Here is a 26,980-nt window from a genome sequence, read left to right as displayed (position 1 = left end):
TGTTGTAAGGGGGTGTTTTTGTGTTTTTGGCCCCTATTTGCCCCCGCTAGTCGTGGAAGGTGGTCATGAACATGTCCGTACCTCCCAATAATATGGAGCTTGAAAGAGCTGTTCTCAGTGCTGTGATTCGAGATAACGGTCGCAACGTTGATGATCTGCTTCCCATTCTCAAGACTCCGGATCATTTTTATTCTCCTGTTCACCAGAATATTTGGCAGACAGTCCTGGCTCTGCATCGGGAACAGGTCCCCATTGATATTGTCACACTCAATGACCGACTTATGCAAAACGGTCGTTCCGAGGCCTGTGGCGGTGCTGTCTTCCTTGCTGAACTGGCTAATGAGGTTCAGCCGATTCGTCATGCCAGAAGCTGGGCTATGGACCTGCAGGGCTATGCCCGGCGCAGAGCTATGGCCCGGTTAGGGCAGCAGCTAATAGAACATGCCTACACTGCTGAAGCTGATCCTTCCGAGTTTGCTGCTGCAGCGCAGGGAGTAGTTGATTCTGTTCTTGAGGATCGGGTTGATGTTGCCTCTCAGAAGCCGTCAGAAATTATCAAGGAATATGTGAAGTATCTGGAAGGTCTTGAGCAGCGCGGTGGGGACGGGATTAAAACTCATCTTTACAAGTTGAACAGTATCACTGGCGGATTTCTTCCGGGAGAGATCGTTATCCTTGCCGGACGTCCTTCCAACGGTAAAACCGCTCTTGCGCTTAATTTCGCTCTGCACTCCATGGCCCGTAAGGTTCCGGTGGGAATCTTTTCTCTTGAAATGATGCGTTATCTGCTCGTGAACCGCTTTCTTGCATCCACTCACGGCATCAACTCCATGCGTTTTCGTGACGGTAAATTCTCCCAGCAGGACTGGCAGAATATCTATGACTTTGCCCAATATTTCCAAGGTACAGATCCATGGTTGCGGATCTGGGACAGGCCTTCACTCTCTGCTTCAGAACTCCGTGCCCAGTGCCGACGTTGGAAGCGAGAGTTTGGTTTGCGCTTTGCCGTGGTGGACTACATCCAGTTAGTGCGGCCGGATTCCCGTGGCGGATCCCGCGAGAGGGAAGTGGCTGAGATCTCCCGGCTCATGAAGGAAGCAGCCATGGAGAGCGGAATAACTCTTCTCGTGCTGGCTCAGCTTAATCGCGAGGTTGAGAATCGTAGAAGTAAGGTTCCGCTTCTTTCGGATCTGCGTGAGTCCGGAGCGATCGAGCAGGATGCTGACCAGGTTCTTTTTATTCGGCCTTGGAATCCCAAGACCACTGACGATCTTGTGAATGTAACTCTGGATGTAGCTAAGAGCAGGAACTCCAACACTGGCAGCTTGGACACTGTGTACAGGCGCAGGCGGCTGCAGTTCCTCAATGAGAACGAACAAGACTGGAGCTGGTTGGATTTTCTGCCGGCTTAAGGAGATCAGAATGGCTGAATTAGTAAAGGCAAGTGTGACTGTTGAATCCGTTACCCGTAATTTTTTGCTGGCACTCATCAGCGGGGCCTCTTGCACAGTCGATGAGTGTCTGGCTGGCATCGAAGCGGGAGTTGAATCTGTAAAGCGGATTGCCGAAGGCGATCTGAAGGTTGTGAAGGAGGACAGGAAGTGAGTCTACGTTATCATATAGCAGTGTTGAGATTTAGGCATCGTGGTGAGTTTGTGGCTGATGTTGATCTGGTGACGGATCCTTGTCTTGGAGTTTGTCAGGAGGAAGCAACTATCCGGGCGATTGAAAAAGCTTCCACCCTTCATTGTGATTTTGACTCAGACGGTGAATTGCTGGTTGTCCTGGATAAGTCTCCAGTCTGGTCCAGTCGTGGGCCTTTGGGGAGTCCTAGTTCTGCTGGGGAGGTGAGGTCATGAGTATGGAAGCTAAGCCTTTTTTGCGTCATGCCACTAACGAGCAGTCCAAGTTTTCGCCATGGCGCTTTAAGGTTGAGGGCGTGAAGAAATGTCCCCGAAAAGGTCAGCTCGTAAGAGTGCGTCAGATCGGGGAACGGGTGTGTTGTCCTATGTGTGATCATCTCTGTGTTTGTCCTAAGGACGTGGAGCATGATCAGGAGATTCGGATTGATCGGGTGTGAGGAGTGTTGGTTGAAATCTACCGGTGTTTTTTATTTCTTAGCTGGTTCACCTTCGATTATAGGTAAAGTAATTTTTGGTGTCGATTTTCCTGACTTGGCTAATGTTAGTGCCTTTATTTGAAGTGGGGTAACAGCTGTAGTTATGAGTCTTTTTGATTTGGATAATTTTGGGATGTCGTCACTAATTTGGTCAACCAATTGATTAAATTCATGGTTGCTGGAAAGTCTGTCTGTGAAGTCATGGGCTTCTTCAATGCTTATAGAAAGGTTATTGACTAATGCAAGTTGGTTGTTGATCTCTTTTTCATGAGCTTGTGCATTTTTTAGTCTAGTATCAGCCTCTTGATTTTTGATTTTAGATTCTTCTCTTTGTGCTGAATATTTAAGGTTACTGAAATCTTGAGCTGCCTGAGATAATACAGATATGATTTCGCCCATTTTTTTTAAGATGTAAGGTGTAGATACGGCTAACGCTGTTGTCTGCACTTCTGGCGTAACTAGTTGTGTGATGATTGTTTCTAATGATCCACTATGGATTGAGGAGATACATATTTCATGCTCAAGAGGAGGGTATACTGAGTTTCTTGAAAGATTTGATTCTATTTTAGATAAGTCATGTTCATCCGTTGTATATAAATACAGCAGGTTGGAGTAGGCAGACTGTATACTCATCATGAAAATAGACATGTCTCTTGGTGTCCAAGGTGAATGATCAGTGTATTTGATTCCCAGAGCGTTAGTTGGTGTTACCGTTTCTTGTTTGAATTGTGGTGTATATATGGGCCTAAATTCTTCCTGATAAAATTGTTGTTCTTCGATAAAAATGCAGTGAGCCAACTGAGCGGGGGTTAGTGGGTTTTCTAGTTCGTTGAGTTGTGATCTTGATGTGAAGAACGTTTTGTAAAATTGAGCATTGGTGAAGTCTACATTTGAAAGATTTGCTCCTCTAAATGTTGCGCCCTGTAAGTTTGCTTCTGCAAAGCTAGAAGAAGTAAGGGTGGTGTGTTTGAAGTTGACATTTAGTAGTTTGGCTTTTTTGAAATTAGCGTTTTCCATTTTTGAATTTTCAAAGGAGGAATGCCAAAGCACTGTGTTTGAAAGTAAAATTCCCGTTAGTTTGATGTTGCTTAAATCGCTGTTCTCAAGATCTATCGGGGGGGTTGTCTGTGAAATGTATTTATTCCAACCTTCAACGTCAGTCTTAAGGAGCTCAATCATTTCTTCTTTATTCATAGCCAACCTCAAATTTGAAAAATAATAATTATGAGGTTGTTCTATAGGAGGAAGCAAATTGTCAAGAATTAACGATGGAATGCACTAGCAATGCCCAAGCATAGCTAGTGCATAAAACTGGCAGGGCCGGAGTTTTAGTGAATTCCGGGGCGCCGCCGAAATTTTTTCAGGGTACGCCCTGTTTTTTTTGAACCTTTACAAAATGTTATGAATGAAAATTTGCTTGAGTAATGCTTGAGCATTGCCCATGCAATAAATCCGCAAAGCTGAAAAATTTTTAAGGAGTGCGGTGTGGCAGGTCGAGTTAAAAATGTGACTGACATCCGGCTTGATGTTGAGTTTGCAGAGGATTTCCGGACTCAGAAAATCATGAGGAAGTTCGGAGCCGAGGGAGCATTGGGGTTGATTTTTCTGATGTGCTATTGCGCCAAGCATTATCCCAGTGATTCCGGCTATTTCCCTATGAACTTTGATGAGGAAGATCTGTTGTTTGCCTGTAAGGTTCAACTGGACCGTACTGACTATGTTCAGATGCTGTTAGATCTTGAAATTATAGGGAAAGATAAGGATCGTTTTTATATTTGCGAATGGGATGAAATGCAGCCTTGGGCCGCTGAAGCTCGGGCGCGATCCGAAAAGGCTAAGAAAGCTGCCGCTGCACGCTGGAAAAAAGTAGAAAAACAGAGGGATAAGAAGAAAAAAGTTCCATCTGAACAGCCTGAAATAAAACCGGATGCTCAAGCAATGCCCGAGCATGAATCTGGCAATACTGAAAATATGCCCGAAGCCGATTCGGGCAATGCCCCTTCTCCTACTCCTACTCTCTACGTAAATACCCCCTATAGTCCCCCAGAGGGGGAAGAGGTGGTGGAGGCTTTTTGCGAACTTCTGCCCGACTTGCCGAAGCCGGAAGTTCTCACTGATCCGCTGAGAAGGAAGATCCGGAAATGCAAATGTGAAGGTGGGCCTCCGGAGAAAGGGATAGAATGGTGGCGTTGGTATTTTTCCCTGGTGAAGGAGTATCCCCGTTTGCTGGGTGAAGGGGAATCGGGATGGAAAGCCAGTATCCCGTGGTTGGTTGAACCGGGGAACATGGCCAAAGTCTTGGGTGGTGGGTTTCAGAGCAGAGAACAGATGGAAGTTAACGAGTTCACTTCCAGTTCCGGACAAGGAATGAGTGAAGAGGAATATGCGAGAAAACTTGCCGTTGGTGATGGTTAAGCAGAGGTTAATTTTAACTGCACAAAAGTAAAGTTGTGAAGTTATAAAGTTAATGCAGTGCTAAAATATAACAGTGTGAGTTTATTGTTATGCTTGATAAATTAAAGAAACATCCTTCGTATAAGAGTGGAAAGATAGATCAAGAAATGTTAATTAAGCAGTTAGTTGAGCTTGGATGGAAGCAAAGTACATCTGCTGATTTTTTTGCTGTGTCTCAAGCTGCAGTCTCAAAGGCTAAAAAACGTATTGATCTTGCTGTGTCCAAGGATGTTGCATTGTTTTCGGCTCCGAAGATGATTGATGCCAAGCTTTCACTGGCCGATCAGCTGGAAGCTCTGGGGAAACAATGCCGCGAGCTTCTCGAAATGGTTAACGTTGTCCTTCATGGCGATCAGAACTCGCAGGAATATCGCGATTCGCAGGCAAAATTGCGGCGGCTTGCCGGACAGAAACGTGATCTTGGCGGTTTTTTGATCCAGCTGCAGGCTGAGCTCCGCAAGCAGCTCGAGTTTGTTTTCAAGATGCAAAGCGAAATATACTCGCTGAAAAAGGTCGAAGAGTTCCAGTCCATCGTTTTGGAGGAAATTCAAAACGCAGCTCCGGAAGTTCAGCAGCGGATTGTCTCCAGACTGACCGAAATCAACGCAGCTCGCTCGGCTCTCGATTTCGGAATCGGTGGCAGCGACAAGTCTAACTTTTAATTTTTTCTGAACTCGAAAAGTCTAACTTTTAAATATAAGTTAGATTGGTGAAAACGGCGATTAAGTCTTGCAAATAAAAGGTTTATGAGATTTTTCGATAAATTAAGTTAGAAAAGACTCTTGTTTAAGATTAAGTTTTGTGGAAATATGATTAAAACTTAGACTTTAAACAAAGAGGCCGAAAATGGAAAAGAAGAATCCGAATCATCCCGAAAAGGGCAGTCAGATCAAAGTGGATCCGATCACTTCGCTGAAGGACATTGCGAACCTGAAAAAGCTCCTCGAGGACAATCCCCGGGATCTGGCTTTGTTCGTACTGGGGATCAACACCAACCTCCGGGCCATTGATCTGGTCCAGATTGAAGCAGAGCAGTTCATTCATGCCAAAGTCGGTGACGAGCTGGTGCTGAAAGAGCAGAAGACTTCTAAAGGCCGCAGGATCACGCTGAACGGAAGTGTACTTAAAGCGGTTCGGCCCTGGGCCCTCCAATGTCGGGACAATGAGCAGAAGTACCTTTTTGTCGGCAGAAACGGCAAGCACATGGCTGCTAATTACGTGAATAAGCTGGTCAAGAAGTGGTGCGAGAAAATCAATCTGAAGGGCAATTACGGTTCTCATACGTTGCGTAAGACTTTCGGTTATCACCAGCGGGTGGCTTTCGGTGTGGATATTCCGACCTTGATGGAAATTTTTAATCACGCCACTCAAAAACAGACCCTTGAATACCTCTGCATTCAGCCTGAGGAAATCAGGGACGTCTACATGAACGAGCTATGAGTAAATCGTTGAAAGCAAACGGGCTGATGGGGAACCTGCTCATGAATTTGAAAGAGCAGGTCCCACAGGTCGAGTCTGAATACATCGGTACCGGGAAGCCGGATATGTCGCTGAAGGAGTTCATTCGCAATGCATGGCACGTTATCGAGCCGGGGCGGACCTTTGTGGACGGCTGGCATATCGGGGCAATTGTGGAGCATCTGGAGGCGGTCAGTACCGGGCAGATCCAGAAGTTGCTGATTAACATGCCGCCTCGTCACATGAAGTCGCTTTCCGTGTCCGTCTGCTGGCCGGCATGGGAATGGACCTTCAATCCGTGGATTCAATTTTTCTTCAGCTCCTATTCAGCCATGCTTTCAACGCGAGACAACATGAAGACCCGTGAGATTGTCACTTCTCCCTGGTACCGGGAAGCATGGCCTCATGTGCAGCTTAAGAAGGACCAGAACGCCAAGGACAAGTTTGAGAACATGGCTGGCGGCTTCCGTTTTTCATCCTCAGTAGGCGGTAGGGCAACAGGTGAAGGTGGTGACCGCATTGTCGCTGATGACCCGCACAACATGTCCGAGGTCAATTCCGATGCCAAGCGTAGGGAAGTTCTGGATTGGTGGGATAACACCATGCAGACCCGTCTCAATGATCCCAAGACCGGAGCTTTCGTGGTCGTAATGCAGCGTGGCCATCAGCAGGATCTGAGCGGCCATATTCTGGAAAAGGGCGGGTATACCCATCTCTGCCTGCCTGCACGGTACGAGGGGAACAAGTTTCATACTGTTCTGGGGTTCGAGGATCCCCGTGAAGAGGAAGGAGAACTGCTCTGGCCTGAACGGTTTGATGAAGAAACCCTGACTCATATCGAGGAATCCTTCTCGTCTCCCACTGAGGCCGCAGGGCAGCTCCAGCAGCGTCCGGTTCCCAAGGGTGGGTCAATCTTTCAGCTGGATTGGTTTAAACGGTATACCAAGCTTCCCAAGTTCAACCGTATTGTCGAGCACTGGGACACGGCCCAGAAGAAGAACAAGACCAGCGCGTATTCCGTGGGGCAGCTCTGGGGCGAGGCCTACAACGGCTACTACCTGCTGGATCTTATTCGCAAGAAGATGGAGTACCCGGAGCTTAAGCGGACGATCAAAAACCGTTATGTGATCCATCGTCCCTCGGCAATTGTTATTGAGGACAAGTCCAGCGGGATTAGCGTTATTCAGGATCTGCAGGATGAAACGAAGCTTCCGGTGGTGGCATGGGCAGTGACCGGCGGGGATAAGGAAAACAGAGCCAACGCTGTGGCTGATACTGTCGAGGGCGGCAATGTATGGTTGCCGGAATCAGCTGAGTGGCTTGATGTTTTTCTGGATGAGGTGGAGCACTTCCCCGGTTCCAAATACAAGGATCAGGTGGATGTGATGACGCAGGCCTTGGAATATTTCTTACGTCGTGGTGGTCTGACCGAAGGCCGCGACATGTCTTAGGGGTGGATTATGAGACTTATTGAGAATTTGAAAGTTGTGACATCGCCCATGACCGGGCAGCGCAGCCTGAAGGACCCGGTGACCGGCAATGCGTACCGTAGGGTTTCAGGTGGTGTGGCATGGCCTTATGATGTCAGGCCGGGGGCGGTGACTGTTCTTGCCGAGCATAGGGATCTCATTCACGGCACGGATCAGCGGCGGGTAGATGTGGTGGTGGAATTCATGGATGAGGATACTGAAGCTCTCTGCCGCGAAATGGCGGCACTGCAGGACGCGCTTAAGGTGGAGATCTGGCGAACTCCGCTGACTCATGCTTCTACCCGGCTGGTGCATATGTTTAACGATCGGCGGCGCAGGTTGCGTGTTCCTGCTCTCGATCTCGCTTCACCTCCGGCTATGAATGGGAGCCGCACTTTTCGCGATTATGACCGTCTGGTGGATAGGCGGACCCGGAATATCAAGACTCTCTATTTCGGGGAATCGCAGGCTGTGCTGGAGTACAACATTCTCGGTCGTGAAGATCTGGGCCGCAAGCTGGAGGAATTCCCGGTGGTGGCGTCTATGCTCTACGCGTTGGCCGGGCTGGATCTGGAATGTGTCGGGCAGCATCCGGTGAATGACGTCCGTCAGTCCGGAATGACTCATTCAGCAGGGGGGTACTGATATGGTTGTACGGCCTGTTGAGATTGTTACCGGGTTAGAGAGTATCGGGAAAATTTTCGGAGTAGGGCGCAATACCGTCCGCGCTTGGGCACAGAAGGAAGGTTGCCCTATCCGCCGTGTGGAGGGGAAGTACACGACGGAGAAGGCAGAACTTTGGGAGTGGATTAAGGAGCATGCTGGTGGGGAGATTGGGGGTTAGTTTTTAAGAAAAGACCTCATTATTTCTTCTGATGGGTCGTCGAATAGACGGGGGTGCGTCTTTCTAAGTTCTTTTTCGAGTTTTGGTGGAAGTTTGGTTTTGTATAGAGATTTTACTTTTGTGAAATCAACTTTTTCGAGATCTGCCCCCCTGAGGTCTGCCAAAGCGAAGTATGCATCCCTTAAATTTGCCCAGCTGAGGTCTGCCCCCCTGAGGTCTGTATTTTCAAAGTATGCTCCCCTGAAGTCTGACGCGAAGAGGGCTGCTCCCCTGAGGTCTGCCCCCGAGAGGATTGCTTCCCTGAGATCTGAATGGTAGAGGGCTGCTCCCTGGAGATCTGCACCCCCAAGATTTGCTCCCCGGAGGTTTGAATTATTTAATGAAACATAACATAGACTTTGTTTATACGCTTCTATTGTGTGCAAAAGAGTTGCTTGCCCATCCTCATATTTTTCATTTGTGTAAAAGGATTTAATAGTACTGGAAGGTTTAAGAATATCCGGTTTCTTAGGGACTTTGATTTCTTGTAGATTACTGAGATTGGCACAAACTTGAGGTCTAAATTCAGTCGTCATCTGTGTCTGCCAAGCGGCAATTTGCATCTCGTAGGAATTTACAGCCCGATCGTACCGTGCAGAAGCAATACTAAACAACGCCACATAGATACTCACTGCCCACGGCACAAAACTACTAGGCTTCACATACTCATCAGCATTCAGCACAGCATTGCTGGGTGGGAATATCTTCTCAACAACAAGTCGCACTCCTGAGTAGTGATACAGGTTGTAGAGTGGTCTGGAGGAGTTCCTGATCAGGATCAGGATTATGATTCCTATGTGGTAGGTTATGTATGCTTCCATGGTGGTGGCCTAGTTTGTTTGTTCTTCTTTGTTGTACCAATCTGGTTTTTCGAATAGGTGGGGATGTGTTTGTTTGAGTTTTTTTTCTATTTTTGGGGGGAGTTTAGCTTTATAGAGAGTTTTGGCTTCTGCTAATTGTGCAACAGAAATGTCTATTTTCTTTTTGAATTCTTGAGAATTTCTCCCCTCGGAAGTTAAAGAACCGAAAGAACCGAACCCTGGATTCATAATGTATATTTGTTTGTATATTTTTCTAGTGAGTTTGTCTGCAACTTGTTTTTTGTAGTATTGACTTTCTGTATAGTTGCTAATTTTTTTATATGTTATATTGTAATTATGGTCCATGAAGAAATGTTTTTTAAATTCTGTGTTGTTATATTCCTTGTGGTTTACTGAAACACTTGTGCCTCTTCTTTTATCTATTCTTATGAAGTAGTCTAGCTCATTTTTTGTGTAAGTTTTTTGTAATTGTGTTCCTATAAGGATAGCATTTTTAAATTGTGCATTTTGAGCATCTACATTTATTAATTTTGCATTTGTTAAGTCTGCATTAAAGAAGTCTGTATCTGTAATATTTGAGTCTGTTAAATCTACGTTTTGCAAATTTGCACCACAAAATTCACATCCTTCCAAGTTTGAACGCCATAGATTAGCATTTTTAAGATTAGCATTCCATAGTATAGCGTTGCTTAAATTGGCATCAAGTAATGTCGCATTTTGTATGTTGCTGTCTATCAACTCAATGTTTGATAAGTCTGCTCCATTTAACTGTGCATTTAGAAGGTCTTTTTTATAAGAGTTGATAGTTTGAATTATGTTCTGAAAGCCTTCTTCGTATTTTTGGTATTTATAAAAGCTGTAGAAAACTGTTAGCGGATTTTTAAAGTCTGGCTTATATGGTACTTCATTTTGTTGAATTAATCTTATTTGATTACAGACTTGAGCTTTTTGGTTAGTTGTCATTTGTGTTTGAAATGCTGATATTTGCATTGCTAGAGAATTTACAGCTCTGTCATATCTTGAAGATGCTACAGAAAACAATGCGATGTAGACACTTGCAGCCCAAAGAATGAAGGTGCTTGGTTTTGGTTTGTTTTGATCTCTTTTCGTAGTTGGAGGATGTAATTTTTCCCATATAGCTCGGACTCCTAAGTAGTTTGCTAGAAGTTGGTATATTTTTTCTTCAGGGGTGTCGCGTATTGTTTTGTATATGGTTATGATTTTTTTTAAATTCATGACGGTTTTATTTTTGTAACTTTTTTTTGAAGCTATTGTAGGGGGATAATAGTTATTTGTTATGGCTAACCACTTTGCCGTACCATTTTATTAGCAAATAATGTTATCAAACCACCAAGCATGATATAGCCAAGCGTGACTTCAGCAGTGAGCCAGAGCTGTCCTGCCGTATTTGTAGGCGTGACATCTCCAAATCCAAGGGTGGTGAAAGTGACTATGCTGAAATAGTAGGGGGTAAACCAGCCGTCTTGTATTCCGGGGTTGCTGTAGCTGAAGGCAGGGGAGATATAAGTAAGGAAGGTTTTCATCCAATCCGGTAACCAAGACCAGACAGGGTAATTTGCAAAGGCAATTCCAAAGCTTAAAGCAAAACCGATAGACCATAATGCCCAGCGTTCAAAAGAGCGGCCGCAGTCTGAGGTGATTTTCCACCACCAGTAAAATTTAGGGTGTTTTTCTTTGGTTTCTTCGATGTAGTCTAAGTCTAAGACGTGGCGGACAAAACGTTGGCTTCCTTTACCGTTTTGTATGTTGACTCCTCTGCATTGCATAGTGTTGTCGAATTTTACTCCATGCACGATGGACTCTTTCATAGAGGCATAATTAAGTTTTGTTCCTCGTAAGTCTGATCTTTCTAGGTTTGTGTTTTCAAGGTTCGCTCCACGAAGATCAGCGTTTTGAAGGTTAGCACCCCTTAAGTTGGCATATGATAGATTTGCTTTCCTAAGGTCTGCGCCGTTAAGGGTAGCTCCTCTAAGGTCTGCTTTGGAAAGATCTGCCCATCTTAGAGTTGCTTTTCTTAATTTCGCTTCATGTAGTTTCGCTTCTGAGAGATTTGCTTTTTTTAGGTTTGCATTGTCTAGCTCAGCCCTTTGGAGCCTTGCTTTTTTGAGCGAATGAGGGGTGATTTTCGTATGTGAGTTTTGAGTTTCATTATTTTCTGTGCGCCATTTATTCCATGTATTGACACCTTGTAGTAGTATTTTTTGGGCTTGCTTTGTTCCTCTCATTTTACCTCCATATAAGCAGAATATGAAATGATTTTAGATATAAGATTCTAAATAGCGTGTAATGTCAATGGGGAGAGTAGGGTTTTAAAATTGTATTTCTTTAATGTCGTTAGTAAATAATAATGTGTATTTTTGATTTTCATCTTTGACAAGAAGGCCGTTTTCAAGTTTAAGATATATAAGATATTTTTTTGTTGTCTCTGACGTCCTTATTGAACATGAGTTGTCGCTAAAGTGTTTAAGATAGTCTTCATGACTTTTTGGCTTCTCTATTCTTGTTGTTTTGTATTCCAATGCAAATGTCCAGGTAAATAATGTGAGTAGTATTGCTGTAGTGCATGTGAATACAGTGATTGCTCTGTTTGACATCATGATTGTCACTGTTAATACAAAACCTAAGAGCAATATAAAATAAAGTATTGGGCTAGTTTTAAGTTTATTAAAAAATATTAAAATGAAAAATAATAGAACTACAACTATAATTATTCGAGATATTTTTTTGTGATCTTTAATTTTTTTGTTTTTTTCTAGTTTTTTACTTATTTTATATTCAAGTTTGGTAAAGAATTTTGAGATATACGAATCAAGATTCTTGAATATATCTATTGCTGATTCTGTTATTAAGGTAACAAGGATAGCCACAACTAGTGAAAGAAAAATGCATATAGTGATTGTTTCACATGACATCTGGTATACGTCATCGATTTTAATCAGTGGTTTGATGCTGTTTGAGTTAAGTGCAAGTATTTTATTGATATATTCAAGTATGCTTTTTTTGCATATGTATAGATTTATATAGAAAATTGTTGTGTTGAATACAATGAAAGCCATTAAATCATTGGCATCTATCGTTAGGCGATTGAGTGGGTAAGAGTGCCTTCCCTTAGTGGACGTTTTGTTTAATTTGAATTTATGGATCAACTTCTTTAAATTCATTGTGATTCTCCTAAAATATAAATAATTCCATTCCTCTCTCTAATCCCCACACCCCTGTCAACCCCCTCCCCACTGATCTCTGACGATCTGGGACGATCTCTCACGTCCTCACTTTAAAACCCCGTGTTACAGATTCCCGTAAGTATGGAGGCTTTGTTTTCGCCTTTATAACCTCGTTGGGTGTTCGTGCCGGTCGGTTGGTACGAACACCCCCTCTGGGAGTCTGTTGTGGGTTCATCAGTTCTTGATCCGGAACTTCGGAAAGAAATTACTGCTGCTGTTGCTGAAGGCATAGCTATCGGTTTGCAGAATACCGGTAATGGTAGCTGCAAGCTGAAGCCGGAAGCCGTTGAGCAAGTCGGCCATTTGATGGGCATGGTGAAAGATCTTGGTGATGGCGAACATTCCAAGGGCATCGAGAAGATGCGTGACCATCATAAGGCCGTGGGCGTGATGCTCGAAGGCCGCAGGGCTTTCTGGTGCATGGTTTTCAAGATGCTGGCTACTGGCGGAATCGGTTTTGTCGGGATCGCCATCTGGGAACATTTCAACAAGGTGGTCAAGTGATGAGAAAACTTCCACCGCTTGATGCATTTATCCTGCGCCGTCCCTTTACCGATCAGGGAACTATCGGCGTGCTGACCATTCCTGAGGCAGACTTCCAATGCTTCACTATTGAGCTTCCTTGGCGTGAAAACGGCACAGGGATCTCCTGTATCCCGGTCGGCGACTATTCCCTTTATCGCCGCTGGTCTAACCATTGGCACAGCTTTGTTTATCAGTTTCGGAATGTGCCGCAGCGCATTGCAATCCAGTCCCATACCGGCAATGTGGCCGGCGATAAATCCCTTGGCTACAAATCTCATTCCCTAGGCTGTGTGCTGCTTGGCTCCGTGGTCTGCCAGATCTGGGGGCAGCTGGCCGTGGGTAATTCCAAACCAACTTTTCGCAGATTCCTCAAGGCTACCTTGGGCCGGGATCTGCTGCTCGAAATCAGGGAGGCTCATCATGGCTGATGCTGCTTTATTTGATCTGGTCGGCTCCTCGTTGCTCGGTATCGGTACCGGGAGCGTGGCTACTATTTTTCAGAATATCTTTGGCGGTATCTCAACCTGGATTGGTGAATGGCAGAAGCGCAAGACGCTTGAGCTGCAGCACCGGCAGGAAATGGAGATGACCGATAAGGAGATTGAACGTCTCCGCGCTGAAGGTGATGTGAAGGTCCAGCAGGCTCGTGAGGACCGGGCTATGACCGAAACCATCATTGATGGTCAGAACTATCAGGCTTCACTCATTCATGACGCCGCTACTTATTCGCGGGGCAAAGACAATAGCTGGGCGGATTTTCTGCTGGTTGTTGCCGACTTTGTGCGCGGCATTACCCGGCCGACCATGACCGTGTTTCTGTGCTGGATCACATGGTCCACCTATCAGCATTTTACCGGATATCTTTCTACTAACAATGTGCTGGTCAGTCCTGATACCGCTAATGAAATGGTCCGCTATATCGTGACCAATACTGTCTTTATGTCCAGTTCTGCTGTGGGCTGGTGGTTCTCTTCAAGGCCGACCAATAAGGGTAAGGCAGCTGTATGAGTCAGGATCTCGGTGTATTCATAAAGACGCTTTTCAGCGAAGCGGAGTCAGCCCGTGCTTCCAAGGAAGAAGTATGGATGAAGGACTATTTGCAGACGAAAAGCGAATATGAACCTGACGAGCTGAATAAGATCAAGCGTTCCAAGATGTATGTGCCGGCTACGCGGGTAAAGCTGAATACCGTGCTTACGCAGGTAATGGATTTTCTGTTTCCTGCATCTGAAGAGCACAATTGGGATCTTAAACCTTCCCCCAGACCGGAACTGCATCCTTCGGTTATTACTCACTACCAGCAGCAGGCCGCAGCGCAGGGGCAGGAACTTTCACAGGATGAGCTTGAAAAGCTGGTGGATAAAAAGGCTAAAGCTTCCTGCGAGGCCATGTGTGAGGAAATTGCTGACCAACTGGTGGGCGGTTCCGGTCGCAAGTCTTATCGTGCGGTTTGCAAGTCTGTGGCAGAGCAGAAGCTTAAGTACGGTACCGGAATCCTGAAAGGACCGCTGGTGCGTGAGGAATTCCGCGAAGGATACGCCATTGCTGAAGACGGAAGCTGGCAGCTGCAGAAGTCGCAGGTAACTGAGCTGCGTCCATATTATGAAGATGTTTCTGTCTGGAATGCGTATCCGGATGCTAATGCCACCCGTCTTGAGGATTGTGAGCATATCTTTCAGGACCACATTTATAACCGCAGGCAGGTTCTGGATCTGCTGACTTATCCCGGATTCAATAAACAGACCATCACCGATTACCTACGCGACAACAAAGACGGTGACCTTGATTCTTACAAGGCGCTGAAGCTGCAGCAGAAGATCGGCAGCGGTGAAACCCGCAAGATGGATAAGCGTTACCGTGTTTATGAGTTCTGGGGAACTCTTACCGGGGATCAGCTTGCTTCTGTAGGTATCAAAATTCCGGAAGAGGATCTTGCTGAGATCTTCCCGGCTAACGTCTGGATGCTGGGCGATAAGGTCATCAAGGCGGTCATCAATCCGCTCGAGGGCGCAACCATCCCTTACCAGTTTGATTACTTCGTGGAAGATGAGGATTCAATCTGGGGTGACGGTCTGCCCACACTGCTGCGTCATCCGCAGAAGGCCTTGAACTCGTCCATGCGCATGCTGCTGGATAATGCCGCTGTTTCCTGCGGTCCTCAGGTTGCCGCCAATATGAGCGCCTTCACTCAGGATGAGGATCCGCGTGACATCTATGCTTTCAAGTTCTGGCCTTTCAGATCCGTGGAGGACATGAATAAGGCTCTTAAATTTTTCTCTGTCCCTTCCTATACCAACGAGCTCATGGCACTGGTTCGGGTTTTCAACGACATGGTGGACGATATGTCCGTGCCGCGCTTCATGGGCGGTGACGGCTCCCAGATGCGTGGAGCTGGTAAGACAGCCCGTGGTCTGTCCATGCTTATCGGGGCTGCGCACCAGATTCTAAAGGATCTGGTTAAGTCCCATGATGAGAACATTACCCGTCCGTTTTTCAAGAAAATGTACTTCTGGAACATGCAGTTTAACTCCCGAAAGGATATCAAAGGCGATTTCGAAATTATTGCCACCGGGACCTCTGTGCTCATGGCCAAGGAGGTGCAGCTTGAACGTATGCAGACCGTTCTGGCCATCACAGACAATCCTCGTTTTGAGGGCTGGGTGGATGATGAAAAGCTGCTCAAGGAAATCAGCAAGAACCTTGAATTGCCGGAAGGCGTTCTGCGTTCTGCACGGGAAAAGGAAAGCTATGAGCGTGAAAGGCTTGTGGAATCTGCAAGGGCAAATGTTCAAGCATTGGTTGAAGAATTGGAAAATAAAGGCGTGGATGTGCAGCATGAATTGCTTTCCATGCTGCAACAGCAGGCCGGTGCTTTAATGCCGGAAGGAGGTCAGCATGAAGCTGGTAGAGCTGCGGCTTAAACCGGAAAAGAAAAAGAAGACTTCTAAGGTTGAAGTTGTGGCGGAGCATGAAGAATTCCCGTGGGGTTTGCGGCTTCATTTAGATGACAAGGTTATTTCTAAGCTGGGTTTGAAGCCCAAAGATATGAAGGTCGGTTCCACCGTGAAGCTGGAAGCAAGGGCTTATGTCTGCGGTGCCAGGGCGCAACCGGGCGGCAAGGACAAAAATATTGAGCTGCAGTTGGTGGCGATGGGTATCGATACCGCCGGAAGCTTTGAGGATGGATTCAACGCCGGAGCTGATGAAGATGATGACTAGCCAGATGAAAATAAAAGAACTCCTTGAGTGCGGTGGTTCAGCCGTAAACAAAGTGCGTGAATTTCTAAAGCTGCGGATTCAGGAAGAAACGGAAAATCTGGTCAATGCCCGTGTTGAGGCCGTCCCGCAGTTGCAGGGCAGGATCAAGGCTTATCGGGATTTTTTGCAGGATCTGACTCCGCTCAAGGAAACTAAAGAAAGCAAGAATCCATACTAAGGAGGAAATGATGGCTGAAGACACACTCCATACTGATGAACAGAAGCAGGAACGGGAAGATTTCGAAAATGCTTTTGATGCTGCTGAATCAGCTGACGAGCTTGCTGACGAATTCTTGAATGAGGATCCGCAGGAAGATTCTGATGATTCAGAGCTAAAAGCCGAAGACGGGGGCGAGGGTGACCCCCAGTCCGAAGATGAAGGCCTTGAAGATGAAGGGGCCGCTTCAGACCAGATTTTACCTGATGAGGATGAATCCGGGGAATATCCGGATTCATCGGACACTGAAGACGAAGAATCGCACGGAAGCGAAGACGCGGATCCGCTGGCTGAAGGCCGGAATATTCTGGAGCAGTACTTCGGTAAACAGGAACAGCCGGATCAGGCTGCAGGGGATTCTCCCGCGCTGGTGGATGTCCCTGAAGACATCAAGGCCGAGACTGAATCGATCCTTAAGCTTAACCCGCAGTACAAGGACATTCTGCTGGAAGATTCCGAGCAGGGCCAGCGTTACCGGTCCAATCTGTTGGAATACGGTCCTGAGGCAGTGGTCGGCATGCTGGAATCCGTTCATCAGCTCCGGCAGGTCAATCCTCGTGTGGAGGCTGTGATCAGCCGTCATGAACAGGAAGCGCGCAGAACTCATTTTGCTGAGATCGGCAAAGCGCATCCGGATTATGCACAGCTGATCGCTGATCCTGAAAAGCTCGGCAAATTCAATGCCGGGTTTGACGGCTGGATTGAAGGGCTTCCCTACAAAGAAGCTGTTGAAGCCAAGCGTGTACAGAAATCCGGCAGCGCTTCAGAAGTGTCCGATTTGTTGACCAGATACAAGGAAGCAACCTCCGGGACCAAAGAAGACAAGGTCGATAAGAAAGCGGCCAAGGATATTCTTGCGGTTCCCGGTAAACGCAAGGCTGTGAGTGGCAAAAGAGGACCCGATGAAGATGATTTTGACGGCGGGTTCGATGCCGCAGCGGCTGAAGATTAGGAGTTGAAATGGCAACTACCATTTATGGCGATATCAGCCCCAGAACAGCCGGTTACTCAGTGCCCGGTTTTCTCAAAAGGGCTGCAAATTACAATATCTTCGGTAAATTCGGTCAGTCATTAAAGATGCCCAAGAATAAAGGGCAGCTTATCAAGTGGCGCAGGTATAATGCTCTGGAACCGGCAACTACACCGCTCGTTGAGGGTGTAACCCCTGCCGGCAAGAAGCTCACCAAGACTGACGTTACCGCAACTTTGAAACAGTACGGTGACTACATTGAGCTGACCGATGTGATTCAGGATACCCACGAAGATCCTGTGCTTCAGGAGTCCATGGACATTCTTGGCGAACAGGCCGGACAGACCCTTGATATGGTTCTGGAAGGTATTGTCCGTGCCGGTACCAACGTGATTTATTCCGGCGGAACTTCCCGAGGAACCGTTACCAAGCCCATCACCAAGAGTGTGCAGCGTCTGGCTACCCGTGCTCTCAAGCGGCAGAAAGCTCGCAAGGTCACCAAGGTCATGTCTTCCAGTGTGAAGTATGGAACCAAGGCTGTAGCGGCTTCTTTCATCGGTATCACTCATTCCGATTGCGAATCCGATATCCGCGAAATGCCCGGTTTTGTGCCGGTTGAAGAATACGGTCAGCTTACTCCTTACGAGAATGAAATCGGTAAGGTTGAGGATGTCCGTTACGTGGTTTCCACTTCCATTGAGCCCCTTGTTGATGCCGGTGGTGCGAAGGCCGCTTCCGGAACGGAAATGCTTTCTGAATCCGGCACCAATGCCGATGTTTATCCCATCTACATTATCGGAGCCGATGCTTATGGGGATGTAGCTCTTAAAGGCAAGGAAGCTGTTGTTCCCAAGGTAGTGAATCCTGACACCCCCAGTAAGAGTGACAAGCTCGGACAGCGGGGCAGTGTCGGCTGGATCACTTACTACACCGGCTCCATTCTGAATGATGCCTGGATGGTCCGCCTTGAAGTGGCTGTAACTGAAATTCCTCCGGAAGCATAAGGAGTGATCTGAAATGAGTAAGAATGAGAAAGCCGAAGATAAAAAAACGCCGGAAACTTCGGTCAATGAAACAGAAGCAAAGGTTGAAGCGTTGAGTCCGGAAGAAGTGGCTGAGCTTCGTAGACAGCTTGCAGAAAAAGAAGAAGCTCTGCAGCAGTCTGAAGGCGCAAGAGCTTTGCTTTCAACAGAGCTATCATTTGAAAAATCTGCCCGTGAAAAGCTTGAGGCTGAAAACCGCAAGCTGGATAAGCATGCTGCGCTGGTCGAAAAGTCTGAGCTTAAGCGGCTGCAGAATGAAGAGAAGATTACCATTAATATTGCTGAAGGCGAAGGCGCTGACGGCAAAGATGATGTCTTTGCTTCTGTTAATGCCGTTCCCTACCAGATCAAGCGTGGTGTTGATGTGCCTGTCCCCATGTCCATTTACAAGGTTCTCAGGGATGCTTCTTATACTATGCGTGAAGTCCATGATGAAGGTGATGGAAACGGTGTGACATATCGAGAACGTCAGGTTCCTCGTTACAATATCAGGGTCGCTGACTAATGCTCGCCTCGGAACTCATGACCGGACTGCGCAAAGCCCTGCATGACCCTGACGGTGTGCGTTGGAACGACGAAGATCTTCTTGATCTTATCACCAGGGCGCAGCGTCATCTGGTCATGCTTCGGCCGGATGCCAGTTCCGTAGTGGAGCGGGTAACACTGGAAACAGGTTCTACCCGGCAGGATGTTCCTGATCAGGGCCGTTTTATCGGTCTGGTCAGGAACGTCAACGGTGATGGCACTCCCGGAATGGCCATTACTCCGGTAGACCGGAATTCTCTTGATGAGGCCAATCTTGCATGGCACGGGGAACCTCCTTCTTCAGTGGTGGATAATTACGCCTTTGAGGAAGAGGTTCCTACCGTGTTCTGGGTTTCTCCGGCTCCGGCTGCAGGTGTGCGTGTGGAGCTGGAGTATTCGCGCAGGCCTCCGAAGCTTGAGTCGGTGGAGCAGGAACTCATTGTCCCCGACATCTTTTCCGATCCTCTGGAAGATTACGTGCTTTATCGTTGCTGGGCTCGGAGCAATTCTTCTCCCAGCAGTTGGCAGAAGGGCATGGATGCTTTGCGTCAGATGTACGTTTCCCTTGGTGAGGAAGCCAAGGCCCGGCTGCTGATCAGTCCTAATAGCGGGAAGGTGAACAATGGCTAAGTTGCTCATGGTCGGCTGGCGTGATTTCCTTCCGCTGCTGCAATCCTCACTCCCGCGTTGTCCGGTTCCGCAGATCATGCCGGAATTGCGTAGAGCTGCAATTCGTTTCTGCAAGGATTCCCGTGTCTGGCGGCATCGTTCCGATCTTATGGACGTTTACAAGGATGAGTGCCGTTATGTGTTCGAGCCTCCAGCTGAAGCAACAGTGGTCAGTACCCGTGAGGTTGCTTTCCGGGATGAGATCCTGATCCCTCTTGATGACCGTGTTGTTCGTGATGAACCGGGCATTCCCAATTCTTTTCAGGTTGAAGAGCCGGGTGTTGTGCGCCTTGTTCCCTGTCCTAGTGAGGATGAGGAAGCTGTGCTGCAGACTGTGAACGTTCTTGCTCCGTATGTAACCGCCAAGTCCTGCCCCAAGTTCCTGCTGGATTTCCATGGTGAAGTCATTGCTTCCGGAGCAAAGGCCATGCTCATGCTGGTTCCTGATAAGCCGTGGTCTGATCCTGCCCGGTCACAGGTTGAGCAGAAAAAGTTTGATGACGGTGTGGCTGAGATCCGGATTCGGGAATTGCGTGGCGGAACCAACTGCCAGCAGGAAATCAATAGTCCTACTTTCTTTTAAGGAGAAATTTCATGGATACCTGCAAGTCTCAATATCTCAAAAATAAACTGGCTTCCCATGTACTCAAAAATGTTCCGTACCAGCCTTCGGAAAAGGTCTGGTTGGCGTTGTTTCGTGCCGGGATCATTGAAACCGATTCTGTGGATCTCAGAGTTCAGAAGAACGGTGCGGTTCTGGCCGCATTGCGTATCGGGGATTTATCGACTGAACTTCCGGCGGATTCCAATTATCTGCGTCAGCAGGCCAACTTCGGAGCGGATCCTGTCAACGGACGTCTGCTGAACACTGACGAAATCCGTTTCCCGCAGTTTACCGCTGATGTCGGTCTGGTCACTCACTGGGCAGTCATGGACGCGCAGATTGCCGGCAACGTTCTTTACTTCGGACCGCTTGAGTTGGCCCGGATGGTTTACATGGGTGACACATTTCACGTTCGTCTTGAAACCCTCGCCATTGAGGACGGTTAAGTGATTCGCTCTGCATGTATAGGTGGTTGTTCTGTTGCTGAATTCCCGTTGGGCGGCGGCTACTGCCACTTTGAAGTTGACGCGGGTGCTGAAGCCAGAAGCTGTTCTGACACTGAACTGAGAGGGAATCTTGATCTCTGGGATCGCGGTGAGTGCACAAGCTGCTCCGCTGTATCGATTCAGACCGTCCATACTATGATCAAAGTGGGGGATGTTGCTTCCGAAAGCAGCATGTCCTGCACTGCGCTGGTCAAGCGGCAGGGGATAGGTCCGGTTATTACTTTCAATGGAGATGATTTATGATTGTTCTTAAAAATCTGGCGGAAAGCTTTATTACTTCCGCCATTGATGCTTCCGCAACCCAGATTACTATTCCGGCTGATCATTCCGGTAAGTTTCCGAATCTGCTGGAAGGGGATAATTTCCGCTGCGCCTTGGTCAATCCGGCTACTGAAGCTGTGGAGTTCATCAACGTCACCGCACGCGCCAATAATGTGCTGACCGTTTCCAGAGGCGAGGAAGGTTCCGCTCCGTTGGCCTTTCCGGTGGAAAGCCGTATTCACATACGCATGACTGCTAAGACCTGGGAAGAGATGGCTGCTGAATGTTGGCTCCGTCCCAAGGATACATCTGGTGATTTTGTCCTGCCCCAGTATGAGAATGCAGACAGCTTCAGTCTTACCGGTGATTTTACTTCCTTCTTTTCGGTGAATAGGGCGGTGAAGACTTATCCCAACAAGTCTGTCGGCTTTGTTGAGTCAGCTGTTTTTGTAGATGGGCTTACCACCGTAAAGGTTATTGAAATGACCGTCCCGGCTGACCTTACACATGTTGAAGCAGGCTTGGATCCGGATGCACTTGCCAAACGCAGTCTCTCCAATGAAGAGCTTCTTGGCTATATGACTCCGGTTCCTATTCTGGAAATGGAGGCTCTTGAGGTTGATTGCGGTACTCTTGTCTCCGGGACAATCAAGCATCCTGAAGCCGGTAAGACCTACCCTGATTCAACTGAATTCCATTTCAATCTACCTGATGAAATTACGGATTTTTCCATTACCGGGCAGTCTTTCCAGATGCGCATGCCGGTTGTAACTGAGCTGGAGTCTCCTAAGACGATCGGGCCTATCACCTGTCGTGCTGCCCAGCTTTCGTTAATTCTGTCTGATCCATCAAATGCTGTTAGTCTTGCTGTACGCTATGTGGGGGTCAAAGCTGGAGTTACCCTTGCCTTTGCTGATACCGAGGCCGGTTATCCCGGTGCTGATGTAAATGCGGATGGTGCGCAGCTCCCCGCAACCACCGCCGGGCTGGATAACCCAACGGGGAAAGCCTTTGTTAGTGGAATTGTAGAGTATTTTATCTTCGGGGGATTAATTCAGTTGAAGGACGGTACTACCGAATCCGTCCTCAAGCTGGCGCTAGCGGTTGCCGCCGGGGATGTGATTCTCACGGATCAGGGCGAGGTGGTTGTAGTTAACTTCACAACCATCGGCTCGATTAGAGCCAGCACAACGATGGTGCCCAAGACTACAGTCAGTATGCTGGGCGAGGCTCCTGTAACCCCTGCCACTGTAGGTGCTGATGGTTGGGCAGATCAATTGCGTATGTATTCAACGGCACTTAATACTGGTGCAGACGTTACAGCACTCGCTAATGACTTTGTTAATACCGATGGTATGTACTACCTCTATCATATACGCAATTGGGATGTAGTTACTATAAACAATCCATTTGCTTACCTGTTACACTTCGATACTTATGGGGGTGGTTCTGGGCAGCAGACCATAGGTTTTTTCTTCTCAAAAGCTGCGCCGGAGTTTGGCGGGAAAACGGGGTTCGCTGCTTGCTATGGTGCAGATTACGGCAATTTCCTTGAAGTTCCTGATATTGATAGAACTAAGGAGATATGGCTCGTATACTCAGTAGACAAGGGTCAAGTCAGTTTCGGATACAAATATGGAGATAAGGACAACAGACCTGATTCTATTGCTGATCTGGCTGGGAGTGTCACATTTGCAGCCACACCACTGACTGCGCCTATAATGCGAGCCGCTATGATTGGTGATTTCAGTTCAGGCCAGTATTATGTCAAAGGGGATGTTCGTCATATTGAATATGGAAAGACGCCTTATGCGGTTTTTACTAGTTCTATAACTGTTGATCCTCCGCTCCCCGGCGTACCCGCCAAAGCAGTGAAAAAGCAGGATGTGCAACTGAAAGTTGCGGCTGGGGCAATCGGCCAGTCATTTGTTGAGTCTGATTTCACAACACCTCTCACCATTGATACCTGCATCCTTTCAGGGGATGCCCTCAAATATACCTGTGCAAAGGTTCCTTTTACTGACCCTGATATCAAGCGCCTGTCCCTGAGTTTTTCCGGGGATCCATCTCTGCGCGTGAAAGCCGCTAAAATCTACACTGAGGAGGGTGCGTAAATGAGACAACGTAAAGTCGATGACCAGCCGGGCGGTTCCGCTATTTGGGAAGAAGTTGTCGTCCGACCTCCTGAGGAGTTTGATCTCAATCAAATAAGCGAAGAATCCAAGGCTGCATTACGTAATGCTTCCACCGTTGATGAGTTCAAGCGTGCCTACCTGACTGTGCAGTGGGGCCGTGAAGCTGCTGAATGTATTCTTGGACCTGCTGAGTAGTCATGTTTGAGGTCAATGTCTTTTCCGGCATGAAGCCGGCACTGGCTGTACATTTGCTGGAGGTAGGGCAGGCTGTTTCAGCGGTAAACTGTCTGCTTGATTCCGGAGAGCTTCGTCCTCTGGGAGGCCTTCTTAAGGTTGCTGCAGTCCAGGGCCGGACTGGAACTATCTACCGTTACCGGGGGCAATGGTTGTCTTGGGAGAATCGTGTCACTTTGCGTACCGGGCCTATCGCCGGCGATTATAAGGAACGTGTTTACGGTACAGATGATAAAGGCGCTTTCATTTTCTGCTCAGATGATGAACTGGACAGGAATAGTTTTGTAAGTCGTTACAGACTCGGTATGTCGGCACCTGAAGCTGCTCCGTTGGTGGCTGTGTCAGGTGTCGGAGAAGATGAAGCAGAAATTGTCTCACGGGTCTATATTTATACTTATGTCTCTGATCTGGGCGAAGAAGGCCCACCTTCCCCGCCTTCTGCTTTTGTGGATGTGAAGAAAGGGCAGAGTGTTGCGGTTTCATCCCTCAGAGCTGAAGCGGAGGGCTTCAGGCCCGTGAAGTTGATCAGGATCTACCGCACGGTGACCGGAACTGAGTCCGCAGAATTTCAATTTGTGGCAGAAATTGAAGTTCCCGAAACTACTTTTACCGATACTGTCTCTGATTCTGATGCAGGTGAGGTCATGCCTTCCCGGTACTGGGTTCCTGCTCCTGAAGGCCTTTCCGGTTTGACTTCCCTGCCGGGCAATATGTTTGCCGGATTCAAGGGCAATGAAATCTATGTTTCAGAACCGGGCTTCCCTCATGCATGGCCTGATGGGTATTCTATGTCTGTGCCGCATAAGATTGTGGCTATGGAATCCACCGGGAATACTCTGGTTGTCCTGACCGGGGCCAACGTCCACACCATTACTGTTGATGATCCATCCCTTGCTGTTCCGTCCAGATTGGACGGATATTTGCCATGTGCATCTGCTACTGGTGTGGTTGCCTCGCCCTTTGGGGTTATTTTTCCCAGTCTGGACGGGCTTTATCTCGTTTCTCCCGGAACGGCTCCGCAGAATATTACTGCCGGGATCTTCACGGAAAAAGAGTGGCGGGAGCTGCGTCCCGAATCTTTTAATGCCGTCTGGCATGCCGGGCAGTACATCTGTTTCCATGAACCGGGAGTCGGCTTTGTTTTTGATCCTTCTTCAAAGGTTCTTTCCCGGCTTGGATTTCATTGCACGGCTTTGGTTGTAGAACCGGAAGGGCGAGTGCTGCATGCTGCTTATCCATTAGGAAATGAGTCCGTAATCTGTCGCTGGGATGCATCGGATTTTACTCTCAGGTGTGAGTGGATGTCTGGAGAAATGCGCACCAGTGAACCTTTGAATATGGAAGCTGCAATGGTCGTTGCTGATTATGCGCAGGCTCCAGATGACTCAATTCTTAAAGTAGAACGTGAACTTTATTGTGTGGGGGCGGAAATGCCCGGAGCGGTTTGCCTTGGCGGGGATAACCGTAGCTTCTACCAGGTGCAGCGGAAGGGGGAAGTCCATTTCACGCTCAAGGCTGACGGGCAGGATGTTTATACCTGCAGGGTGCGTTCATCTGATCCGTTTATTCTCCCTGCCGGTTATCTGGCTACCCGGTTTCAAGCCGGAGTTATTTCGGACATTCCTATTTCCAAACTGGCCGTGGCTCCGGCTGTGGGAGATCTCTTATGAAACAGCCCATGCTGCCGGAAGTGCGCGAATCCAATTATCTCCATTTCTTGCGCCAGCTGCGCACGGTACTCCGGAGCAGGGTGTATGGCATTCCAGATCCCATACATAGATGTCCTACATTCAAAGATCTGGTTGAACTTGGTCTTGTCCCGGAAGACAAGGCCAGAAAGCAGGCGGAGAAACGATGAGTTTCGAAATGATTCCCTATGTTGAGTGGGATGGGGTTCGTACGTTTCCGGACAAATATATGAGCGGCCTTTATGAACAGTGCGTTGATGAAGGACATGCGCAGACGGTGTTCTATGAAGGGACTGTGCGTAATGCTGATGACTTTTTAGCAGCTCTTAAAAAGTCTGTCTGCTGGGTGATTGCGTGGAACGATGTTGCCGTAGCTATTGTATGGCTTAATCGCCATGAAGGGCGTTTCGCTCGTATGCATTTTATTGTTTTTAATGATTGTCCTCGTCGTAAGTTGATTGACCTGGGACGTTTCACTTACCGAAGTCTTCTTGCCCTCAAGGAAAAATCAGGGCTGTTCTGTTTTGATATGTTGCTTGGTCATGTCCCTGTCAGGAATCGTGTTGCAGTCAAATATGTTTTGAAATGCGGTGGCTCATTGATCGGGGAATTGCCTAACGGTGCATGGATGGCTGATGAGCGGAGGAGTGTTCCTGTGGCTGTCTTGGCTATTACAAGGGAGATGTTGTCATGAAAATTTATACGAAAGTTGTCTTTGATATTGCGACTGCTGAAGTCGAAGAGGCTGAGTTTTATGAATATGACGGCCCAATTGCTCAATGTAAGGGTGGAGGTGGCGGTAGTGACGCTGTTGATGAAGAATACAATGCGCGGATGGCGACAATCTATGAGGCCCAGCAGGAAATGGCGGAAGATTATTTTGATTTCTGGAAATCTGATTATCAGCCCATGGAACGTGAGCAGATTGCCGCAAACCGTGAATTGATTCCGCTTCAGACAGAAGTTGCCAAGGAACAGCTGAAATCATCACAGGAACTTTTGCCGTTGCAGACAGAAACAAGCAAAAAGCAGCTTGGAGTTCGTCAGCAATTCATGGATCAGGCCAGCAAGGGAGTCAATGTTGATCGGCGCGTTTCGCAAGCTGAAGCTGATGTAAAGCATGGCTACGGTATGGCTACCTCCAAGGCACAACGGAATTTTTCTCGTGCCGGCTTGAATCAGAATTCAGGTCGATTTGCAGCAATGCAGAATGATTTGGCTCTTTCTGAAGCGCAAAGTGTTGCTGGGGCTAAAACTAAAGCCAGGCGTGATGCAGAAGATGAGAATTTTAAGCGCCTTGGTACTGCCGCTACAATAGGTATGGCATAGGGGGATATATGAATTTCGGAATGTTTGAAGTTGATAGTCCCGGCGATAAAGCTCTGTCCGGTATGGCTGCTGCTTCCAATACCGCTTCGATGATGAGTCGAAAACAACCAGGTCAGAAAAAGCCGGAAAAGTCTGCCACAGGTGCCGCTGTTTCTGGTTTTCAAGGTGGCATGATGGGGTTGTCTGCTACGACAGCCATGACTGAGGCCGGCATTATCGGCAGTACTGCTGCTGCGAGTGGAACTGCCGGTGGAGCTGCAGTAGGAGGAATGGCCGCAGGCGGAGTTGCTGCCGGTGGTGCTGCCGCAGGCGGAGCTGCAGCCGGTGGTGTTGCCGCAGGTGGAGCTGCAGCCGGTGGTGCTGCCGCAGGAAGTGCTGCTGCCGGTGGTGTTGCCGCAGGAGGAGCTGCCGCTGGTGGGGCTGCTGCCGGTGGAGCTGCAGCCGGAGGAGCTACTGCCGCCGGAGGTGCTGCGACTGGTGCTGCTGCCGGATCTTCGGCAGGTCCAATTGGTGCCGCTGTTGGTGCTGCTGTTGGTCTTGGGATTTATCTAATGTCATAGGGGGCTG

34 protein-coding genes are annotated in these 26,980 nt (G+C 47.9%); 29 read left to right on the top strand and 5 right to left on the bottom strand.

Features of this window, described 5'->3' with window-relative positions:
- Positions 1–71 precede the first annotated feature (71 nt).
- The 3 genes from ACKU41_RS03085 (at position 72) to ACKU41_RS03075 (ending at position 2,080) form a co-directional block, all read left to right on the top strand.
- On the top strand, positions 72–1,412 hold the full coding sequence (locus ACKU41_RS03085; protein ID WP_321404067.1) for a replicative DNA helicase: 1,341 nt from the start codon (positions 72–74) through the stop codon (positions 1,410–1,412).
- A 10-nt stretch (positions 1,413–1,422) separates the two neighbouring features.
- Entirely contained in the window at positions 1,423–1,605 is a 183-nt protein-coding gene (locus ACKU41_RS03080) for a hypothetical protein (protein ID WP_321404065.1), read from the top strand.
- 250 nt (positions 1,606–1,855) lie between these two features.
- Positions 1,856–2,080 (top strand): hypothetical protein, encoded by a 225-nt coding sequence (locus ACKU41_RS03075; RefSeq protein WP_321404063.1) that lies wholly within the window; start codon positions 1,856–1,858, stop codon positions 2,078–2,080.
- A gap of 30 nt (positions 2,081–2,110) precedes the next feature.
- On the opposite strand, the gene ACKU41_RS03070 is transcribed toward ACKU41_RS03075, so the two are convergent.
- Positions 2,111–3,313, bottom strand: coding sequence for a pentapeptide repeat-containing protein (locus ACKU41_RS03070; RefSeq protein WP_321404060.1), 1,203 nt, complete (start codon positions 3,311–3,313; stop codon positions 2,111–2,113).
- A gap of 291 nt (positions 3,314–3,604) precedes the next feature.
- On the opposite strand from ACKU41_RS03070, the gene ACKU41_RS03065 reads away from it, so the two are divergent.
- From ACKU41_RS03065 to ACKU41_RS03040, 6 genes are all read left to right on the top strand, one after another.
- Positions 3,605–4,534 carry a hypothetical protein gene (locus tag ACKU41_RS03065; RefSeq protein WP_321404058.1) on the top strand — a complete coding sequence of 310 codons (930 nt, stop codon included), beginning with the start codon at positions 3,605–3,607 and terminating at the stop codon, positions 4,532–4,534.
- Between the two features lie 89 nt (positions 4,535–4,623).
- A complete protein-coding gene (locus tag ACKU41_RS03060) occupies positions 4,624–5,235 on the top strand; it encodes a hypothetical protein (protein WP_321404055.1) in 612 nt (203 codons plus the stop codon).
- 184 nt (positions 5,236–5,419) lie between these two features.
- On the top strand, positions 5,420–6,013 hold the full coding sequence (locus tag ACKU41_RS03055) for a tyrosine-type recombinase/integrase (protein WP_321404053.1): 594 nt from the start codon (positions 5,420–5,422) through the stop codon (positions 6,011–6,013).
- Positions 6,010–7,482 (top strand): phage terminase large subunit, encoded by a 1,473-nt coding sequence (gene terL / locus ACKU41_RS03050; RefSeq protein ID WP_321404052.1) that lies wholly within the window; start codon positions 6,010–6,012, stop codon positions 7,480–7,482. Before ACKU41_RS03055 ends, terL begins: the two co-directional genes overlap by 4 nt.
- Positions 7,483–7,491: 9 nt before the next feature.
- Positions 7,492–8,145, top strand: a complete 654-nt coding sequence (locus ACKU41_RS03045; protein ID WP_321404051.1) for a hypothetical protein — start codon at positions 7,492–7,494, stop codon at positions 8,143–8,145.
- A 1-nt stretch (position 8,146) separates the two neighbouring features.
- Entirely contained in the window at positions 8,147–8,344 is a 198-nt protein-coding gene (locus tag ACKU41_RS03040; protein ID WP_321404050.1) for a hypothetical protein, read from the top strand.
- Here ACKU41_RS03040 and ACKU41_RS03035 read toward each other — a convergent pair.
- The 4 genes from ACKU41_RS03035 to ACKU41_RS03020 form a co-directional block, all read right to left on the bottom strand.
- The gene (locus tag ACKU41_RS03035) at positions 8,341–9,204 is read right to left on the bottom strand and encodes a pentapeptide repeat-containing protein (protein ID WP_321404048.1); all 864 of its coding nucleotides are present in this window, start codon (positions 9,202–9,204) and stop codon (positions 8,341–8,343) included. The two genes, ACKU41_RS03040 and ACKU41_RS03035, sit on opposite strands and share 4 nt — an antisense overlap.
- A 9-nt stretch (positions 9,205–9,213) precedes the next feature.
- The gene (locus ACKU41_RS03030; RefSeq protein WP_321404046.1) at positions 9,214–10,440 is read right to left on the bottom strand and encodes a pentapeptide repeat-containing protein; all 1,227 of its coding nucleotides are present in this window, start codon (positions 10,438–10,440) and stop codon (positions 9,214–9,216) included.
- 65 nt (positions 10,441–10,505) lie between these two features.
- Positions 10,506–11,450, bottom strand: coding sequence for a pentapeptide repeat-containing protein (locus ACKU41_RS03025; protein ID WP_321404044.1), 945 nt, complete (start codon positions 11,448–11,450; stop codon positions 10,506–10,508).
- Positions 11,451–11,534: 84 nt separating this feature from the next.
- Positions 11,535–12,386: a hypothetical protein gene (locus tag ACKU41_RS03020; protein WP_321404043.1), complete on the bottom strand. Its 852-nt coding sequence runs from the start codon at positions 12,384–12,386 to the stop codon at positions 11,535–11,537.
- Positions 12,387–12,614: 228 nt separating this feature from the next.
- On the opposite strand from ACKU41_RS03020, the gene ACKU41_RS03015 reads away from it, so the two are divergent.
- From ACKU41_RS03015 to ACKU41_RS02920, 20 genes are read left to right on the top strand one after another with little or no spacing between them, the layout of a single operon-like run.
- A complete protein-coding gene (locus tag ACKU41_RS03015; RefSeq protein WP_321404042.1) occupies positions 12,615–12,953 on the top strand; it encodes a hypothetical protein in 339 nt (112 codons plus the stop codon).
- Positions 12,953–13,402: a DUF5675 family protein gene (locus ACKU41_RS03010; protein WP_321404040.1), complete on the top strand. Its 450-nt coding sequence runs from the start codon at positions 12,953–12,955 to the stop codon at positions 13,400–13,402. The genes ACKU41_RS03015 and ACKU41_RS03010 overlap by 1 nt, the downstream gene beginning before the upstream one ends.
- Complete coding sequence (locus ACKU41_RS03005; RefSeq protein WP_321404038.1) at positions 13,395–13,982, top strand: hypothetical protein; 588 nt, start codon at positions 13,395–13,397, stop codon at positions 13,980–13,982. Before ACKU41_RS03010 ends, ACKU41_RS03005 begins: the two co-directional genes overlap by 8 nt.
- On the top strand, positions 13,979–15,895 hold the full coding sequence (locus tag ACKU41_RS03000; RefSeq protein WP_321404037.1) for a hypothetical protein: 1,917 nt from the start codon (positions 13,979–13,981) through the stop codon (positions 15,893–15,895). The genes ACKU41_RS03005 and ACKU41_RS03000 overlap by 4 nt, the downstream gene beginning before the upstream one ends.
- Positions 15,870–16,193 (top strand): capsid staple protein, encoded by a 324-nt coding sequence (gene gp10, locus ACKU41_RS02995; RefSeq protein ID WP_321404035.1) that lies wholly within the window; start codon positions 15,870–15,872, stop codon positions 16,191–16,193. Before ACKU41_RS03000 ends, gp10 begins: the two co-directional genes overlap by 26 nt.
- Positions 16,183–16,410 (top strand): hypothetical protein, encoded by a 228-nt coding sequence (locus ACKU41_RS02990; RefSeq protein ID WP_321404034.1) that lies wholly within the window; start codon positions 16,183–16,185, stop codon positions 16,408–16,410. The genes gp10 and ACKU41_RS02990 overlap by 11 nt, the downstream gene beginning before the upstream one ends.
- A gap of 10 nt (positions 16,411–16,420) precedes the next feature.
- Positions 16,421–17,401: a hypothetical protein gene (locus ACKU41_RS02985; RefSeq protein WP_321404033.1), complete on the top strand. Its 981-nt coding sequence runs from the start codon at positions 16,421–16,423 to the stop codon at positions 17,399–17,401.
- Positions 17,402–17,409: 8 nt separating this feature from the next.
- Positions 17,410–18,423 (top strand): N4-gp56 family major capsid protein, encoded by a 1,014-nt coding sequence (locus tag ACKU41_RS02980; RefSeq protein ID WP_321404032.1) that lies wholly within the window; start codon positions 17,410–17,412, stop codon positions 18,421–18,423.
- A gap of 13 nt (positions 18,424–18,436) precedes the next feature.
- The gene (locus tag ACKU41_RS02975; RefSeq protein WP_321404031.1) at positions 18,437–18,967 is read left to right on the top strand and encodes a hypothetical protein; all 531 of its coding nucleotides are present in this window, start codon (positions 18,437–18,439) and stop codon (positions 18,965–18,967) included.
- Positions 18,967–19,617 carry a DUF6682 family protein gene (locus tag ACKU41_RS02970; RefSeq protein WP_321404030.1) on the top strand — a complete coding sequence of 217 codons (651 nt, stop codon included), beginning with the start codon at positions 18,967–18,969 and terminating at the stop codon, positions 19,615–19,617. Before ACKU41_RS02975 ends, ACKU41_RS02970 begins: the two co-directional genes overlap by 1 nt.
- Complete coding sequence (locus tag ACKU41_RS02965; protein WP_321404028.1) at positions 19,610–20,239, top strand: hypothetical protein; 630 nt, start codon at positions 19,610–19,612, stop codon at positions 20,237–20,239. The genes ACKU41_RS02970 and ACKU41_RS02965 overlap by 8 nt, the downstream gene beginning before the upstream one ends.
- Positions 20,240–20,250: 11 nt before the next feature.
- Positions 20,251–20,706 (top strand): hypothetical protein, encoded by a 456-nt coding sequence (locus ACKU41_RS02960; RefSeq protein WP_319780006.1) that lies wholly within the window; start codon positions 20,251–20,253, stop codon positions 20,704–20,706.
- Positions 20,707–21,009, top strand: a complete 303-nt coding sequence (locus tag ACKU41_RS02955; protein WP_321404027.1) for a hypothetical protein — start codon at positions 20,707–20,709, stop codon at positions 21,007–21,009.
- Positions 21,006–23,141, top strand: coding sequence for a hypothetical protein (locus ACKU41_RS02950; RefSeq protein ID WP_321404026.1), 2,136 nt, complete (start codon positions 21,006–21,008; stop codon positions 23,139–23,141). The genes ACKU41_RS02955 and ACKU41_RS02950 overlap by 4 nt, the downstream gene beginning before the upstream one ends.
- The gene (locus tag ACKU41_RS02945) at positions 23,142–23,357 is read left to right on the top strand and encodes a hypothetical protein (protein ID WP_319780003.1); all 216 of its coding nucleotides are present in this window, start codon (positions 23,142–23,144) and stop codon (positions 23,355–23,357) included.
- 2 nt (positions 23,358–23,359) lie between these two features.
- Entirely contained in the window at positions 23,360–25,066 is a 1,707-nt protein-coding gene (locus ACKU41_RS02940) for a hypothetical protein (RefSeq protein ID WP_319780002.1), read from the top strand.
- Complete coding sequence (locus tag ACKU41_RS02935) at positions 25,063–25,254, top strand: hypothetical protein (RefSeq protein ID WP_321404024.1); 192 nt, start codon at positions 25,063–25,065, stop codon at positions 25,252–25,254. Before ACKU41_RS02940 ends, ACKU41_RS02935 begins: the two co-directional genes overlap by 4 nt.
- Complete coding sequence (locus tag ACKU41_RS02930) at positions 25,251–25,778, top strand: hypothetical protein (RefSeq protein ID WP_321404022.1); 528 nt, start codon at positions 25,251–25,253, stop codon at positions 25,776–25,778. The genes ACKU41_RS02935 and ACKU41_RS02930 overlap by 4 nt, the downstream gene beginning before the upstream one ends.
- Positions 25,775–26,413 carry a hypothetical protein gene (locus tag ACKU41_RS02925; protein WP_321404020.1) on the top strand — a complete coding sequence of 213 codons (639 nt, stop codon included), beginning with the start codon at positions 25,775–25,777 and terminating at the stop codon, positions 26,411–26,413. The genes ACKU41_RS02930 and ACKU41_RS02925 overlap by 4 nt, the downstream gene beginning before the upstream one ends.
- 8 nt (positions 26,414–26,421) lie before the next feature.
- Entirely contained in the window at positions 26,422–26,973 is a 552-nt protein-coding gene (locus ACKU41_RS02920) for a hypothetical protein (protein ID WP_321404017.1), read from the top strand.
- The last annotated feature ends 7 nt before the right edge of the window (positions 26,974–26,980 follow it).

Source organism: Maridesulfovibrio sp. (assembly GCF_963678865.1).
In the GTDB taxonomy this organism is placed as follows: domain Bacteria; phylum Desulfobacterota; class Desulfovibrionia; order Desulfovibrionales; family Desulfovibrionaceae; genus Maridesulfovibrio.
Note: the sequence above shows the minus strand (reverse complement) of the source record. Positions and strands in the feature narration are given on the sequence as shown.